This window comes from Caballeronia sp. GAFFF1, assembly GCF_023630705.1.
In the GTDB taxonomy this organism is placed as follows: Bacteria; Pseudomonadota; Gammaproteobacteria; order Burkholderiales; family Burkholderiaceae; genus Caballeronia.
Genome location: NZ_JALQEM010000015.1, coordinates 20,692 through 37,094, shown reverse-complemented (window position 1 = coordinate 37,094; position 16,403 = coordinate 20,692). Strand labels below are relative to the sequence as shown.

Below are 16,403 nucleotides of genomic sequence, written 5' to 3'. Positions count from 1 at the left end.
ACTACGGGCCGAGTTCCGGCATGGGAACCGCGCCGGGCGCAACGGCAGGCGCGGCGCCGGGCGTGGCGCCGGGCGTGGCGGCGGGCGTCGACAACAGCGCGACGGCGGCAGCGCAGCCGGCGTTCATCTGGCCCGCGCGCGGCCCGATTCTCGGCACGTTCGACGACGCGAAGAACAAGGGTTTGAATATCGGCGGTGCGGCGGGAGATCCGGTCAACGCTTCGGCGGATGGGCGGGTGGTCTACTCCGGAAATGGGCTGCGCGGCTACGGCAATCTCATTATCATCAAGCACGACGCGACTTTTCTCACGGCATATGCACATAACCGCGCTTTGATGGTAAAAGAGGGAGACGCGGTGACTAAAGGGCAGAAAATCGCTGAGATGGGGAACAGCGATTCGGACCGTGTGATGTTGCATTTCGAAGTTCGCCGGCAGGGTAAACCTGTTGACCCACTGAAGTATTTGCCGCCGCAATAAAAGCGGAGCCATCATGCCGAAAACGAAGCGCCGCCTGCCGCAAGCCGAGACTGAGACGATCAGCCGACCTTTGCAAGTGTCGGTGGAAGAGGGCGCTTCTACCCGCGACGAGGACGCCGAGAACATCGAGGTCGATGTCGATTCCGACGAAGACGGCGCGGGCCGCGGCAAGCGCGCCGAAGAAGGCGCTGAAACCGCCGACGGCGCAAACGATTCCCCGCCCGACGCGGACGACTTCCGCTCGCTCCTTCAGGCCGAACTCACGGCCGACACTATTCAGCATTACCTGAATCGCATCAGCGTGAAGCCGCTGCTCACCGTCGAGGAGGAGCAGCGGTATTCGCGTCTCGCGAAGGCGGGCGAGTTCGAAGCGCGGCAGGTCATGATCGAGCGCAATCTGCGGCTGGTCGTCAGTATCGCGAAGGGTTATCTGAATCGCGGCGTGCCGCTCCTGGATCTGATCGAGGAAGGCAACCTCGGCCTCATGCACGCGATCGAGAAATTCGATCCGACGCGCGGTTTCCGCTTTTCGACGTATGCGACATGGTGGATACGCCAAAGCATCGAGCGCGCCATCATGAATCAGGCGCGCACGGTGCGGCTGCCGGTTCACGTGATCCGCGAACTGAATCAGGTGCTGCGCGCGAAACGCCATCTGGAGAAGAATTCCGCCAACGCGAACGATCCCGTGGCGCCCGAACGCCGCGACGCCAGCATCGACGACATCGCGTATCTCACCGGCAAGACGCCCGAGGAAGTCACCGACATTCTCGCGTTGAACGAACACACCGCTTCGCTGGATGCGCCGCTCGACCTCGATCCGGGCAGCAGCCTGCTCGACCTGCTTTCCGACGATCAAAGCCAGTCGCCGGATGCCGAAGTGCAGCACCGCGAACTGGAAACGCTAACGCGGCTGTGGCTCTCGCGGCTGTCGGACAAGCATCGGCATGTGATCGAGCGACGCTTCGGGCTCAATCACATCGAGCCTGCCACGCTGGAAGAGCTGGCCGACGAAATGGGCCTCACGCGCGAGCGCGTGCGCCAGATTCAGCAAGAGGCGCTCGTGAGGCTCAAGCGTTTCTTCGCGTCCAACGGCGTTCGCAAGGACGCCGTGCTTTAACGCTTTCCTGGCGCCCGCGAGGGCGTCGTCGCATTTGTTCTGCCGCACTCCCAGGATTCAATGACACCGATTCTCGTATTCGACATCGAGACGATCCCCGATGTCGACGGCATTCGCCGTCTCGAAGATTTGCCCGCCGATCTTTCGGATCGCGAAGTCGCCGACTATGCGTTTCAGATGCGCCGCGAGCGCGTCGGCAACGATTTTCTGCCGCACCATTTGCAACGCGTCGCGGCTATTTCCTGCGTGTTCCGCGACAACAGCGGCTTTCGCGTGCGCTCGCTCGGCGCGCCGGGCGACGGCGAAGCGGCGCTGATTCAGTCGTTTTATCGCGTGATCGAGAAATACACGCCGCAACTCGTTTCGTGGAACGGCGGCGGTTTCGATCTGCCGGTGCTGCATTACCGCGCGCTCGTGCACGGCATCGCCGCGCCGCGGTATTGGGACCTTGGCCAGGACGACCGCGAATTCAAATTCAATAACTACATCAGTCGCTATCACATGCGGCATATCGACCTGATGGACGTCCTCGCAATGTATCAGGCGCGCGCCAATGCCCCGCTCGACGCGCTCGCGAAGCTCTGCGGCTTTCCCGGCAAGCTCGGCATGGACGGCGGCAAGGTGTGGGATGCCTTCTGCGACGGCCAGCTTGACGAGATCCGCAACTATTGCGAGACGGATGTCGTCAACACGTATCTGATGTATTGCCGCTTCCAGTTGATGCGGGGCGGCTTCTCGGCCGACGAATACAGCGACGAGGTCAATTTCGTGAAGAACGCGCTCGCGCAGGAAACGTCGCCGCACTGGGCCGAGTATCTCGCCGCGTTCGGCCGATGAGTTCTTGACGGTTCGTCTACAATCTCGCCTTTGCTATCACGTCAGTCAGGATGTACGCAGGTGTCTGAAGCCGCTCGAAAAAATCCGCATCGCCGCCGCGCGGCGCCCGCGAAGTCCGTCACGCCCGATCCGTCGTTCGTCGCGCCTGAAATCGAAATCGACGCGCTCGATATGGACGCGCGCGGCGTCGGCCGCACGGTCAACGAAGACGGCGAGCCGGGCAAGGTCATCTTCGTGGAAGGCGCGCTGCCGGGCGAACGCGTGACGTATTCGAGCTATCGCAAGAAGCCGAGCTTCGAGCAGGCGCAGGTGGTGAAGGTGCTGCGCGAAGCGGTGATTCGCACGAAGCCGAAGTGCCAGTTCTTCGGCACGTGCGGCGGCTGCTCGATGCAGCATCTCGATGTGCGCGCGCAGATCGCGGTCAAGCAGCGCGTGCTGGAAGACAATCTCCAGCATCTGGCGAAATTGCGCGCGGAAACCATGTTCCGGCCGATTCATGGTCCGTCGTGGGGATACCGCTACCGGGCGCGGCTGACCGTGCGCCACGTCGAAAAGAAGGGCGGCGTGCTGGTCGGCTTTCACGAGCGCAAGAGCAGCTACGTCGCCGACATGACGAGCTGCGAAGTGCTGCCGCCGCACGTTTCCGCGATGCTCGTGCCGCTGCGTCATCTCGTGGCGGGGCTGTCGATCCGCGATCGCATGCCGCAGATCGAGCTGGCGGTAGGCTCGGACGTGACGGCGCTCGTTCTGCGCATTCTCGAACCGCTGACCGAAGCCGACGAAGCGCTGCTGCGCGCGTTCGCCGACGAGCACGGCGTGCAGTTCTGGTTGCAGCCGAAGGGCCCGGACACCGTTTATCCGTTCTATCCGCTCGACCGTGAGCTGGCGTACACGCTGCCGGAATTCAACATCCGGATGCCGTTCAAGCCGACCGACTTCACGCAGGTCAATCATCAGATCAACCGTGTGCTCGTGTCGCGCGCGTTGAGCCTGCTCGCGGCGGAACGCACCGATCGCGTGCTGGATCTGTTCTGCGGCATCGGCAACTTCACGCTGCCGCTCGCGCGAGTGTCGCGCGAAGTGGTGGGCATCGAGGGCAGCGAGGCGCTGACGGCTCGCGCGCTCGAAAATGCGAAGGCCAACGGCGTCGATGGCCATACGTCCTTCGCGTGCCGCAATCTGTTCGAAGTTACCGCCGACGACATGCGCGCGCTCGGCCGCTTCGATAAGTTCCTGATCGATCCCCCGCGCGAAGGCGCGCTCGCGGTGTCGAAGGCGCTCGCGGACATCGCGCAAAGCGGCGACGACGCGATTCTTCCGAAGCGCATCGTCTACGTGTCCTGCAATCCGGCGACGCTCGCGCGCGATGCCGGCCTGCTCGTGCACGAGGCCGGTTACCGGATGAAGGGCGCGGGCGTCGTGAACATGTTCCCGCACACATCGCACGTCGAATCGATCGCGCTGTTCGAGCGGGACTGAACTTCGGCGTTTTCAGCAGGCAAAGAAAAACCGGCCCGAAGGCCGGTTTTTCGTTTCAGCGAAGTGTTTCGCGATCAGTTGCGATTGCCGCCGAAGATGCCGAGCAGCGCCAGCAGGTTCGTGAAGACGTTGTACAGGTCGAGGTAGATGGCGAGCGTCGCACTGATGTAATTCGTCTCGCCGCCGTTCACGACGCGCTGCACGTCGAACAGCATGTACGCAGAGAAAATCACGATGGCGAGCACGGAGATCGTCATCATCAGCGCCGGCAGTTGCAGGAAGATGTTCGCGAATGCGGCGAGCAGAATGACGATCACGCCCATGAACAGGAATTTGCCCAGCCCCGAAAAGTCACGCTTGCTGACCGTCGCGATGGTCGCCATGGCCGCGAAAATCACGCCCGTGCCGCCGAAGGCCATCATGATGAGCTGCGGCCCGTTCGAGAAGCCGAGAATGAAGCTCAAAAGGCGCGAGAGCATCAGCCCCATGAAGAACGTGAAGCCGAGCAGGACGACCACGCCCATGCCGCTGTTCTTCGTCTTTTCGATCGCGAACATGAAGCCGAACGCGATGGCGAGGAACGCGATGAAGCTCATGGCCGGGCTCGTGGCCGCGAACAGCGAAAAGCCTGTTGCGACGCCGATGTACGCGCCGAGAACCGTCGGCACCATCGAGAGCGCCAGCAGCCAGTAAGTATTGCGCAGCACCTTGTTGCGCACCTCGACCGAGGTGACGGCGCCAGTGCGGCCGAAGCCGTAGGGTGATTCGTTCATGGTTTCTCCTTGCTCCAATTGTCCGTCGTTCAGTTTTACCGCTACGTTCTGATTACACGGGATCCTAACGTCGCTGTCTTAAGCCAGTATTAGTATCGCAATGGTGCACGGCTGGTTCCATTGAGATACCGCGCTTTGCTCCAATATGGCCGCGGCGCGCGCAGAATTCAATGCTTGCCCGCTCTATTTCAGAGCCCGCATGCAGCCAGCCCACGCATGCTTTGATCCTTACGGCGTCGTAAGGTTTCAATCGCAATCATACCTTGCTTCGTGCTACAATTGTCGATTCGTTTTCATCCGTAAACCGTTCATTTTTTGGAGTTTTTATGGCGATCGAGCGCACCCTGTCGATTATCAAGCCGGACGCAGTGGCAAAGAACGTTATCGGCCAGATCTACAGCCGTTTCGAGAACGCTGGTCTGAAGATCATCGCGTCGCGCATGGTTCATCTGTCGCGCGCCGACGCAGAGAAGTTCTATGCGGTGCACGCCGCGCGTCCGTTCTTCAAGGACCTCGTAGAGTTCATGGTGTCGGGTCCGGTCATGATCCAGGTTCTGGAAGGCGAGAACGCAATCGCCCAGAACCGCGACCTGATGGGCGCCACCGACCCGAAGAAGGCTGACAAGGGCACGATCCGCGCCGATTTCGCCGACAGCATCGACGCGAACGCCGTGCACGGTTCCGACGCTCCGGAAACGGCGCGTCAGGAAATCGCGTTTTTCTTCCCGGAAGTGAACGTCTACTCGCGTTAAGTCGTGTGCTGGTCGCCGCGCCTGATCGAAGGCGCGGTCAAACGCGCCTCAGCACAAGAATAGCTGCAAAAAATAGTTGTGAATAAGCAGGAATTTGGCGCGAACGGTCCCGGGCAAGCGTCCGGGCTTCGCAATCTGGAAATGGCAGAACTCGACATGACGAGCAGCAGCACCGTCAATCTTCTCGATCTCGACGCCGCCGGGCTGGTCGCTTACTGCGGCAGTCTCGGCGAAAAGCCGTTTCGCGCCAAGCAATTGCAACGCTGGATTCATCAGTTTGGCGCCGACGACTTCGACGGCATGACGGATCTCGCGAAATCTTTGCGCGAAAAACTCAAGGGCCGCGCCACGCTGGCGATGCCCGACATCATTCGCGACCACGTTTCCGCCGACGGCACGCGCAAGTGGCTGATCGACGTCGGCAACGGCAACGCGGTCGAAACCGTGTTCATCCCCGAAGAGACGCGCGGCACGCTTTGCGTGTCGTCGCAGGCGGGGTGCGCGGTCAACTGCCGGTTCTGCTCCACCGGCAAGCAAGGCTTCTCCCGGAATCTGACGACCGGCGAAATCATCGGCCAGCTGCGCATGGCGGAGTTCGCGCTGCGCGAGTCGCTGGGCCGCGAGGTCGGCGGGCCGGGCAAGGGCGAGCGCGTCGTCACCAATGTCGTGATGATGGGCATGGGCGAGCCGATGCTGAACTACGACGCCGTCGTGCCGGCCATGCGCCTGATGCTCGACGACAACGCCTACGGCCTGTCGCGCCGCCGCGTCACGCTGTCCACGTCCGGCGTCGTGCCGATGATGGACCGGCTCGCGGCCGATCTTCCCGTGGCGCTCGCGGTGTCGCTGCACGCGCCGAACGATCCGCTGCGCGACATGCTCGTGCCGCTCAACAAGAAGTATCCGTTGCGCGAGCTGATGGCGGCCTGCCAGCGGTATCTGAAAGTCGCGCCGCGCGACTTCATCACGTTCGAATACTGCATGCTGGACGGCGTGAACGACAGCGAGGCTCACGCCCGCGAACTGCTCGCGGTGACACGCGACGTGCCGTGCAAGTTCAACCTCATTCCGTTCAATCCGTTTCCGGAATCCGGCCTCACGCGCTCGAAGAACGAGCAGATCAAACGGTTCGCGCAGGTGCTGATCGACGCGGGCGTCGTCACGACGGTGCGCAAGACGCGCGGCGACGACATCGACGCGGCATGCGGTCAGCTCGCGGGCGCGGTGCAGGATCGCACGCGGCTTGCCGAGCGCACGAACCGCGCGGGAAGCAAGGTGATCGAGGTGCGCGCCGTCTGACGGATTCGCGGCTGCGCCTCTCGCGTCGACATGGCGAGACGGCAGCGACCATGAGGCAGACGCCGCGCGAAGGCGAACATTTTGTTATAAAGCGGTCTGCAACGGCGCCGGAGTTGTATCGTTCAGTGCTTTTGAACCTGACGGCGCAGCAGCGCAATATAAAAGAATCGATGCGAGGAATTTGGGATGAGTGAGCCGCAACACCCGACGCCTTTCGGCAGTCATACCGACGAAATGTCCGGCGATCAGCATGATGCCCGGACGCGGGTCGGAGGGGCGGCATCGCGCGAGGGCCAGCCGGAGACGCTGGACTCGTTGCAGGCAGTCGGCGCGCGTCTCGTGCAACTCCGGCACGCGAAAGGTTGGTCCATCGACGACGTTTCCGCCCGGCTCAAGGTGTCGCCGCAGAAGCTCGCCGCGCTCGAAGAAGGTGACATCAGCCAGTTGCCCGACCGGACGTTCGCGGCGGGCATCGTTCGCAGCTACGCGAAAGTGCTCGGCGCCGACCCGGCACCGTTCACGCAGGCGTTCCGGCGTGACGGCGTGCCTGTCGAGCACAATCTGAAAGTGCCGGCGTCGTCCGGCGCGGGCTTGCCGCGGGGCCGCGTGTCGGTGCCGCTCGGCAATTCGTCGGGCCGCAAGCGCTCGTGGTTGTGGGGTGTCGCGGCCATCGTCGCGGTGCTCGCGGCGCTGGTGATGTGGCATACCGGCGGCGATTCGTCCGCGTGGCTGGCGCGGCTCAAGTCGAGCACCGGCGCGGGACTCGCGTCGACGTCCGGCGACAAGCCCGCGGCGTCGCAAGTCGCGACGCCCGACGAGGCCGCCGCCGCGAACACAGGTGAAGCATCGCTGCCCGAAGTGGCGGCCGCGCCCGGCGAGCAGCCGATGCCGCGCCCGCTCGGCACGAACGCGCTGCCGGCGTCGTCGTCGACGATTACGGCGGTGCAAAGCGCGAGCGCGCCCTCAGTCGCCGCGCCGAAGGCCGCATCGGGGGCTGTCGCTACGGCACCCGCTTCGGCCGCGACCGTGGCGACCACGGGCAAGGGCGCGAACGCCGTCGAATTGAAAGTGAAGGAAGATAGCTGGTTCAGCGTGCGCGGCAAGGACGGCAAGGAAGTCTTCTCCGGGCTGGTGCGCGCGGGCAGCACGCAGCGCGTTCAAGGCGAGGCGCCGTTCAAGGTGACGGTCGGAAACGCGAGGGGCGTCGAGTCGCTGTCCGTGGACGACGAGCCCGTCGACGCCAAGAAGTATTCTTCCGCCCGCGGAAACGTCGCGCGCTTCTCGTTGCCGTAAGGACATCATGCGGGCGGCTTGAGGCTCCGCGCGACGCGCGCGGACAAGTCAGGGGCGCCACGGTCTTTCCCGTGACGCCCGTTCGAGGTTCCATTCAAGCAACTCCGGCTGCCTGTCAGCGCCCCGGTTGCCAAAGGGTTTTTCGATGCAATCCGAAGCTCAATCCCTGATTAGCAGCAAAATCTGTTCGACGGAGCCGGTTTTCGGCGGTCCGTTGCCGCGGCGGTCGTCGCATGCGGTGGACGTGCGCTGGGGCGGCCAGCTCGTGACCATCGGCGGGGATGCGCCCGTGCGCGTCCAGTCGATGACCAACACCGATACGGCCGACGCCATCGGCACCGCCATCCAGATCAAGGAACTCGCGCAAGCGGGCTCGGAACTCGTGCGCATCACGGTGAACACGCCGGAAGCGGCGGCGGCCGTGCCGCATATCCGGGAGCAACTCGACCGCATGGGCGTGACCGTGCCGCTCGTCGGCGACTTCCATTACAACGGCCACTTGCTGCTGCGCGATCATCCCGCGTGCGCCGAGGCGTTGTCGAAGTACCGGATCAATCCGGGCAACGTCGGACAGGGCGCGAAGCGCGACACGCAATTCGCGCAGATGATCGAAGCGGCGATCCGGTACGACAAGCCGGTGCGCATCGGCGTGAACTGGGGCAGTCTCGATCAGGATTTGCTCGCGCGCATGATGGACGAAAACGCCGCCCGCGCGACGCCGTGGGAGCTGCAAAGCGTCATGTACGAGGCGCTGATCCAGTCCGCGATCGGCTCGGCGGAACGCGCCGTGGAACTGGGGCTCGGACGCGACAAGATCATACTGTCGTGCAAGGTGAGCGGCGTGCAGGATCTGATCGCGGTTTATCGCGAACTGGCCAAACGCTGCAGCTTTGCGCTGCATCTCGGCCTGACCGAGGCGGGCATGGGCTCGAAGGGCATCGTGGCGTCCACGGCGGCGCTGTCGGTGCTGCTGCAAGAGGGCATCGGCGACACCATCCGCATTTCGCTCACGCCCGAGCCGGGCGGCGCGCGTACCGGCGAAGTGGTCGTCGGACAAGAGATTCTGCAGACCATGGGCTTGCGCTCGTTCACGCCGATGGTCATTGCGTGCCCCGGCTGCGGGCGCACGACGAGCACGCTGTTCCAGGAACTGGCGTCGCAGATTCAGACCTACCTGCGCAGCTCGATGCCCGTCTGGCGCGACCAGTATCCCGGCGTCGAGAAGATGCACGTCGCCGTGATGGGCTGCATCGTCAACGGGCCGGGCGAGTCGAAGCACGCGAACATCGGCATCAGCCTGCCGGGTTCCGGCGAAAATCCGGCCGCGCCCGTGTTCGTCGACGGCGTGAAGGTGAAGACGCTGCGCGGCGAGCGCATTGCCGAAGAATTCCAGCAAATTGTTAGCGACTACGTCGAGCGCACTTACGGCAAGCGCGTCGAAACGTCCGCGGCATCAATCTAAAGACAGATGACTGAACAGAAGAAACGGCTCGCGAAGCTGACGGGCGTGAAGGGCATGAACGACATCCTCCCGCAGGATGCCGCGTTGTGGGACTTCTTCGAAACCACCGTAAAGTCGATGCTGCGCGCATACGGCTACCAGAACATTCGCACGCCGATCGTTGAACATACGCAGCTTTTCACGCGCGGCATCGGCGAAGTGACCGATATCGTCGAGAAGGAGATGTACAGCTTCACCGACGCGCTCAACGGCGAGCATCTCACCATGCGCCCGGAGAACACGGCGGCTGTCGTGCGCGCGACCATCGAGCACAACCTGCTGTACGACGGCCCGAAGCGCCTGTGGTATATCGGCCCGATGTTCCGGCACGAGCGTCCTCAGCGCGGGCGTTATCGCCAGTTCCATCAGGTCGGCGTCGAGGCGCTCGGCTTCGCGGGTCCGGACACGGACGCCGAAATCATCATGATGTGTCAGCGCCTGTGGGACGACCTCGGGCTGACGGGCATCCGCCTCGAACTCAATTCGCTCGGCCAGGCGCACGAACGCGCGGCGCACCGCGAGAAACTCATCGCGTATCTGGAACAGCACGTCGATGTACTCGACGAGGAAGCGAAGCGCCGTCTCTACACGAACCCGCTGCGCGTGCTCGACACGAAAAATCCGGCGATGCAGGAGATCGCGCAGAACGCGCCGAAGCTCGTCGATTTCCTGGGCGATGAGTCGCGCAAGCACTTCGAAGGCGTGCAAAGGCTGCTAAAGGCCAACAATATTCCGTTCACGATCAACCCGCGTCTCGTGCGCGGCCTCGACTACTACAACCTCACCGTCTTCGAGTGGGTGACCGACAAGCTCGGCGCGCAGGGCACGGTGGCGGGCGGCGGGCGCTACGATCCGCTGATCGAGCAGCTCGGCGGCAAGCCGACCGCCGCATGCGGCTGGGCGATGGGCGTCGAGCGTATTCTCGAACTGCTGAAGGAAGAAAATCTTGTGCCGGAAGCCGAGGGCACGGACGTCTACGTCGTGCATCAGGGCGAGCAGGCGGCCCAGCAGGCGTTCATCGTGGCCGAGCGGCTGCGCGACACGGGGCTCGACGTCATTCTGCATTGCAGCCCGGACGGCGCGGCTTCCAGCTTCAAGTCGCAGATGAAGAAGGCCGACGCGAGCGGCGCGGCGTTCGCGGTGGTGCTCGGCGAGGACGAACTTGCGCAGGGCATGATCGGCGTAAAGCCGCTGCGCCGCTCGGGCGACGAAACGTCCGATGCGCAAAAGAACGAGCAGGTGAACGTTCCGGCGGAAGACTTGACCGAATACCTAATCAATGCGATGGTTGCAACCGCCGCGGACGAGGATGCCTAAAGCATAGGCATCGAAGCGACGCCGTGCGCATCCGGCGGAATCGAGTGCAAGCGCGTGCAAGCGGTTCCGCCATCGCGCCACGCGAACGAAGGGCCATGAAACGCAGGAAGGAATAGCTGGACGATGAGTTACCACGACGAACAAGAATCGCTGGAAAGTGTCAAGGCCTGGTGGGCCAAATGGGGTAACACCACGACGTGGATCGTGCTCGTGGCGCTCGTCGTTGCGGCCGCTTTCAACGGCTGGAATTACTGGCAGCGGCGTCAGGCTGCCGAGGCTTCGGTGCTGTACGACCAGCTTCAGCAGGCGGTCAACGGGAGCGATCAGAAGCTCGTTGCGCGGGTCGCATCGGACATGGAAGACAAGTTCGGCCGCACCGCCTACGCCGAGATGAGCGCGCTTCTGGCCGCGAAGTCGCTGTATATGGCAGGCGATACGGCCGGCGCGAAGGCGCAATTGCAGTGGGCCGTCGATCACGCGAAAGACGACGAGTACAAGCAGATCGCGAAGTTGCGCCTCGCGCTGGTGCTCTCCGACGAGAAGAATTACGACGCCGGCCTCAAGCTCCTCGCCGACGCGCCGCTCGATGCGTTCAAGGGCGTGATCGCGGACCGCCGGGGCGATCTGCTCGCCGCGCAAGGCAAGCGCGACGATGCGCGCGCCGCCTACCAGACGGCGCTCGGGGCGCTGCCGGCGAACGACACGTCCGCGCGGCAACTGGTTCAGTTCAAGCTCGATGCGCTCGGCGGCTGATCCGCATCGCTTCCGACGTTCGGCGCTCCGCTAGCGCCGAAGCCGATTCGCCAATCAAGCCGCCGCGCCGCGTGTCGCCCGCAAGCGATTCGCGGCCGCGCCGGTCAACCGAATTCACATTCATGTTGCGTCCTCCGATGATCCAATTGAAACGCTACGCCATGCCGCTCGCCTGCGCGATGACCGTGCTTCTGGCCGCCTGTTCGTCGACCAAGGACGAGCGCCGCGTGCCGACGCCGCTCGTCGAGTTCAAGCCGGCGCTGAACGTCAGCCAGGCGTGGAAGGCCAGCGTCGGCAAGGCCGGCCGCTATCTGTTCTCGCCGGTCGCGGTGGGCGACGCCGTCTACGCCGCGGGTGAGAACGGCACCGTCGCGAAGATCGACGCGAAGACGGGCCAGGACGTCTGGCGCACGAAGCTCAAGGACGACCTGTCGGCAGGGGTCGGCAGCGACGGCAATCTGACGGCGGTCGGCGGCCTGAAGGGCGCGGTGTACGTGCTCGGACCCGACGGCAAGCAGTTGTGGACGGCTACCGCGCCGGGCGAAATTATCTCGCCGCCGCTCGTGGGCAACGACCTCGTGATCGTGCGCACTATCGACGGCAAGGTCGTCGCGTTCAACGCGCAGACCGGCGAACAGAAATGGATCTTCCAGTTGCGCGCCGTGCCGTTGAATCTGCGCGTGGCCGCCGGCATGACGTTCGCCGGCAGCCAGGCGGTGCTCGCGGGCTTCCCGGGCGGCAACTTCGCCGCGATCAACCTGCAAACGGGCGATGCCTACTGGCAAGCGCCGGTGTCGTACCCGAAGGGCGTGACGGAAGTCGAGCGCATCAACGACGTCACGGGCGCGCCCGGTCTCGTCGGCGCGCAGACCTGCGCGGTCACGTTCCAGGGCAAGATCGGCTGCTTCGACGCCAATTCGGGCCGTCCGGTCTGGGAGAAGAACTTTTCGAGTGATAGCGGCCTCGCGCAAGACGAGCAGATCGTCGCGGCGGGCGACGACTGGTCGGTCGTGAATGCTTTCCGTGCCGCCGACGGTACGTCGGTGTGGAAGAACGACAAGCTCAAGAACCGCCAGGTGAGCGTGCCGTTCATCCTCGGGCGCGCGGTCGTGCTGGGCGACTACAAGGGCTTCGTGCATTTCTTAAGCACGGACAACGGCGAACTCGTGGGCCGCGCGCCGACCGACGGCAGTGCGATCACCGCCGCGCCGGTGCTGGCGGGCAATACGCTCGTCGTGCAGACGCATGACGGCGATCTCTACGGCTTCCGTCCGCAGTAAGTCTCGGAACGGCGCGTCGGCTCGCCCGAGGCGAAGCGCCGTAGAATGCCGCGCTGGCGGGTTCGTCCGCGCGGCATGCAGTAAAGAGGGCGCGTCCACCGTACGCGCCCGTCAATATGACTTGGTACGCAGGGCGTGACAGAACAAAGCGCGTCGCGCGGTGACGCGGCGCGAGAATAGCCCTCGGACAGACAGAACAACGGCGCACGGCGCCGGCGCTCGATCGCCACACACCCTCGCGTGGCTCGAGCCGAATCCATGCTAATTTTCGACAAGCGCAGCCATTGCGCGGCGTAGGCGGGACTGACGTTCGCACCGCACGTTTCGCGTTCGCCTTGCGTTCAACCGTGAACAACATCTGATGAAACCCGTGATTGCCCTCGTCGGGCGCCCCAATGTGGGGAAATCGACTCTCTTCAACCGGCTGACGCGTTCGCGCGATGCGCTCGTCGCCGACCTGCCCGGCCTGACGCGCGACCGCCATTACGGCGAAGGCCGCGTCGGCGGCGAACGGCCGTATCTCGTCGTGGATACGGGCGGCTTCGAGCCGGTGGCGAAAGACGGCATCCTGCACGAAATGGCGCGGCAGACGCGGCAGGCCGTGGAAGAAGCGGACATCGTCGTGTTCATTGTCGATGGACGCAACGGGCTCGCGCCGCAAGACAAGTCCATCGCCGACTATCTGCGCAAGACCGGCCGGCCGCTCTTTCTCGTCGTGAACAAGGCCGAGGGCATGAAGTACACGGCGGTCGCGTCCGACTTCTACGAGCTGGGTCTCGGCGATCCCCGGGCGATCTCGGCCGCGCACGGCGACGGCGTGACCGAGATGATCAACGACGCGCTCGACATCGCCTATGCCGGTCACACGGAAGAAAGCGAGGAAGAAAAGGCGCAGCACGGCGTGAAGATCGCCATCGTCGGGAGACCGAACGTCGGTAAGTCGACGCTTGTGAACACGCTGATCGGCGAAGAGCGCGTGATCGCGTTCGACATGCCGGGCACCACGCGTGATTCGATCTATGTTGATTTCGAGCGACAAGGCCGCAAATACACGTTGATCGACACGGCCGGCCTGCGCCGACGCGGCAAGGTCTTCGAGGCGATCGAGAAGTTTTCGGTCGTGAAGACGCTGCAGTCGATCTCGGATGCGAATGTCGTGATCTTGCTGCTCGACGCGCAGCAGGACATCTCGGATCAGGACGCGCATATCGCGGGTTTCGTCGTCGAACAGGGACGCGCGCTCGTGGTGGGCGTGAACAAGTGGGACGGTCTGGACTCGCATGTGCGCGAGCGCACCAAGGCCGATCTCACGCGCAAGCTCAAGTTTTTGGACTTTGCTAAATTTCACTACGTCTCGGCGCTGGAGAAGACCGGCATCGGCGCCCTGATGAAATCGGTCGACGACGCCTACGCCGCCGCGATGGCCAAGCTGCCGACGCCGAAGCTCACGCGCGCGCTGATCGAAGCCGTCGAATTTCAGCAGCCGCGCCGCCGCGGGCCGGTGCGGCCGAAGCTTCGCTATGCGCACCAGGGCGGTCAGAACCCGCCGATCATCGTCGTGCATGGCAACGCGCTAGATGCGGTCACGGATACCTATAAACGGTATCTGGAAGGGCGCTTTCGAGAAACTTTTGGACTGGCCGGCACTCCATTGCGCATAGAGTTCCGCTCGAGCAAGAACCCTTATGCGGACAAGGACTGAGAGCCGCTTCAGTCAAGCGTTGCGGCCCGATTGGCCGGGTGGCCGATCTCTTGCCGAAACGAAAATCGGCTATAGTGTAGCGATTGTCGGCGGATCTCTTTTTCTTCGTCCACAATACTTCTAACCTGCAAAAAAATACGGAGTTTGCTATGAGCAACAAAGGGCAATTGTTACAAGACCCGTTTTTGAACGCGCTGCGTAAAGAGCACGTGCCGGTGTCGATCTATTTGGTCAACGGCATCAAGCTTCAAGGGAACATCGAATCGTTCGACCAGTACGTTGTGTTGCTCAGGAATACGGTCACCCAGATGGTCTACAAGCACGCCATTTCCACGGTCGTGCCGGCCCGTCCGGTGAATTTCCATCCGGACGCCGAATCGTCCTAAACCTCGTCGCGACCGGCGGCAAGATCGCACGTAAATGCGACTCGCCGGTCGCTTCAAAACGAATACATCAATTTGATTAACGCCGCACTCGTCGGCATCGACTTCGGCAAGATCGATTTCGAAGCCAGTCTCGAAGAACTCAGTCTGCTCGCAGAAAGCGCGGGCGCCCATCCCGCCGTTACGCTCACCGGACGCAGGTCCAGTCCGGACGCCAAAATGTTCATCGGCAGCGGAAAGGTCGAAGAACTGCGCCTTTCCTGCGAAGCGAACGACGTCGAACTCGTCATCTTCAATCACGCCCTCGCGCCGGCGCAGCAGCGCAATCTCGAGATGGCGCTGAACCGCCGCGTGGTGGATCGCACGAGCCTCATCCTCGATATCTTCGCGCAGCGCGCCCGCAGCCACGAAGGCAAGCTGCAGGTCGAACTCGCGCAGCTGCAATATCTGTCGACGCGGCTCATTCGCGCGTGGACTCACCTGGAACGGCAGAAGGGCGGTATCGGCTTGCGCGGGCCGGGCGAAACGCAGCTGGAAACCGACCGCCGTTTAATCGGCGAACGAATCAAGGCGCTCAAGACGCGTCTCGCGAAGCTGCGCCGCCAGCACGGCACGCAGCGCCGGCAGCGTACGCGCAATCGCACGTTGTCGGTATCGCTCGTCGGTTATACGAACGCGGGCAAGTCCACGCTCTTCAACGCGCTCACGAAGGCGCAGGCGTATGCAGCCAACCAGCTCTTCGCCACGCTCGACACCACTTCGCGCCGCGTGTTTCTCGGCGAAGAAGCGGGGCAAGTGGTGGTGTCCGATACGGTCGGCTTCATCCGCGAGTTGCCGCACCAGCTCGTCGCCGCATTCCGCGCGACGCTGGAGGAAACCGTTCACGCGGACCTGCTGCTGCATGTCGTGGATGCATCGAGCCCCGTGCGCCTCGATCAGATCGATCAGGTGAACGAGGTATTGCGCGGCATCGGCGCGGAATCCATCCGCCAGATTCTCGTCTTCAACAAGATCGACGCAGTGCCGGAACTCGCGGCCCGCGGCGAGGCGGTTGAAAGGGACGAGTATGGTAATATTTCGCGCGTCTTTTTGAGCGCGCGCACCGGTCAGGGACTCGACGAACTGCGCGCCGCCATCGCCGAAATCGCTGCGGCCGACGAAGGCGAACCCGAAGAAAGCCTGCCCAGCGTGCTCGCCGAAACACAAGCGCCGGCGGAAACGTCGGAAATGTCGGGAACGCCGGAAGCGTCGGATGCGCCGGAAGTCACGCAGTCCGGGCAACCCGCGCAGTCCGGGCCGAACGAGACACACGACGCCAACGCGCAGCCGGAAGACCACCGGCCAGCCGAACAACGTGACGGCCACCAGGTTCCCGAGCACGGACACTGAACTGCTCCGCAATACCGACGCGGCATCGAACCGGCTGTCTAATGGT

General features: G+C 63.5%; 16 protein-coding genes. 15 read left to right on the top strand and 1 reads right to left on the bottom strand.

All coding sequences use genetic code 11. The features are described 5' to 3' along the window. From NCR37_RS07460 to rlmD, 4 genes are all read left to right on the top strand, one after another. Positions 1–479 (top strand): murein hydrolase activator EnvC family protein (locus NCR37_RS07460; RefSeq protein WP_250472449.1); only part of this gene is annotated, 479 nt, incomplete at its 5' end. A gap of 13 nt (positions 480–492) precedes the next feature. After that, positions 493–1,599 carry an RNA polymerase sigma factor RpoS gene (gene rpoS / locus NCR37_RS07455; RefSeq protein ID WP_250472448.1) on the top strand — a complete coding sequence of 369 codons (1,107 nt, stop codon included), beginning with the start codon at positions 493–495 and terminating at the stop codon, positions 1,597–1,599. A 60-nt stretch (positions 1,600–1,659) separates the two neighbouring features. Then, entirely contained in the window at positions 1,660–2,436 is a 777-nt protein-coding gene (locus NCR37_RS07450; RefSeq protein WP_250472447.1) for a 3'-5' exonuclease, read from the top strand. Positions 2,437–2,496: 60 nt separating this feature from the next. Further along, a complete protein-coding gene (gene rlmD / locus NCR37_RS07445) occupies positions 2,497–3,915 on the top strand; it encodes a 23S rRNA (uracil(1939)-C(5))-methyltransferase RlmD (protein WP_502800497.1) in 1,419 nt (472 codons plus the stop codon). A gap of 74 nt (positions 3,916–3,989) precedes the next feature. Here rlmD and NCR37_RS07440 read toward each other — a convergent pair whose 3' ends face one another. After that, positions 3,990–4,688 carry a Bax inhibitor-1/YccA family protein gene (locus tag NCR37_RS07440; protein WP_206466506.1) on the bottom strand — a complete coding sequence of 233 codons (699 nt, stop codon included), beginning with the start codon at positions 4,686–4,688 and terminating at the stop codon, positions 3,990–3,992. Between the two features lie 326 nt (positions 4,689–5,014). Here NCR37_RS07440 and ndk point away from each other — a divergent pair, with 326 nt between their 5' ends. From ndk to hflX, 11 genes are all read left to right on the top strand, one after another. Further along, positions 5,015–5,440 (top strand): nucleoside-diphosphate kinase, encoded by a 426-nt coding sequence (ndk, locus tag NCR37_RS07435; protein WP_250472446.1) that lies wholly within the window; start codon positions 5,015–5,017, stop codon positions 5,438–5,440. Positions 5,441–5,596: 156 nt separating this feature from the next. Then, positions 5,597–6,739 (top strand): dual-specificity RNA methyltransferase RlmN, encoded by a 1,143-nt coding sequence (gene rlmN / locus NCR37_RS07430; RefSeq protein ID WP_250472445.1) that lies wholly within the window; start codon positions 5,597–5,599, stop codon positions 6,737–6,739. A gap of 50 nt (positions 6,740–6,789) precedes the next feature. Further along, on the top strand, positions 6,790–6,933 hold the full coding sequence (locus NCR37_RS07425; RefSeq protein ID WP_250472444.1) for a hypothetical protein: 144 nt from the start codon (positions 6,790–6,792) through the stop codon (positions 6,931–6,933). Continuing rightward, a complete protein-coding gene (locus NCR37_RS07420; RefSeq protein WP_250472443.1) occupies positions 6,926–8,032 on the top strand; it encodes a helix-turn-helix domain-containing protein in 1,107 nt (368 codons plus the stop codon). Before NCR37_RS07425 ends, NCR37_RS07420 begins: the two co-directional genes overlap by 8 nt. A gap of 145 nt (positions 8,033–8,177) precedes the next feature. Further along, a complete protein-coding gene (gene ispG, locus NCR37_RS07415; protein WP_250472442.1) occupies positions 8,178–9,494 on the top strand; it encodes a flavodoxin-dependent (E)-4-hydroxy-3-methylbut-2-enyl-diphosphate synthase in 1,317 nt (438 codons plus the stop codon). A gap of 6 nt (positions 9,495–9,500) precedes the next feature. Next, a complete protein-coding gene (hisS, locus tag NCR37_RS07410) occupies positions 9,501–10,850 on the top strand; it encodes a histidine--tRNA ligase (RefSeq protein ID WP_250472441.1) in 1,350 nt (449 codons plus the stop codon). A 123-nt stretch (positions 10,851–10,973) separates the two neighbouring features. After that, entirely contained in the window at positions 10,974–11,603 is a 630-nt protein-coding gene (locus NCR37_RS07405) for a tetratricopeptide repeat protein (RefSeq protein ID WP_250472440.1), read from the top strand. A 137-nt stretch (positions 11,604–11,740) separates the two neighbouring features. Continuing rightward, positions 11,741–12,883, top strand: coding sequence for an outer membrane protein assembly factor BamB (gene bamB / locus NCR37_RS07400; protein ID WP_250472450.1), 1,143 nt, complete (start codon positions 11,741–11,743; stop codon positions 12,881–12,883). A 361-nt stretch (positions 12,884–13,244) separates the two neighbouring features. Continuing rightward, the gene (gene der, locus NCR37_RS07395) at positions 13,245–14,585 is read left to right on the top strand and encodes a ribosome biogenesis GTPase Der (RefSeq protein WP_250472439.1); all 1,341 of its coding nucleotides are present in this window, start codon (positions 13,245–13,247) and stop codon (positions 14,583–14,585) included. A 149-nt stretch (positions 14,586–14,734) separates the two neighbouring features. Next, entirely contained in the window at positions 14,735–14,971 is a 237-nt protein-coding gene (gene hfq / locus NCR37_RS07390; protein WP_006999489.1) for an RNA chaperone Hfq, read from the top strand. A 72-nt stretch (positions 14,972–15,043) separates the two neighbouring features. Continuing rightward, entirely contained in the window at positions 15,044–16,357 is a 1,314-nt protein-coding gene (gene hflX / locus NCR37_RS07385; protein ID WP_250472436.1) for a GTPase HflX, read from the top strand. The last annotated feature ends 46 nt before the right edge of the window (positions 16,358–16,403 follow it).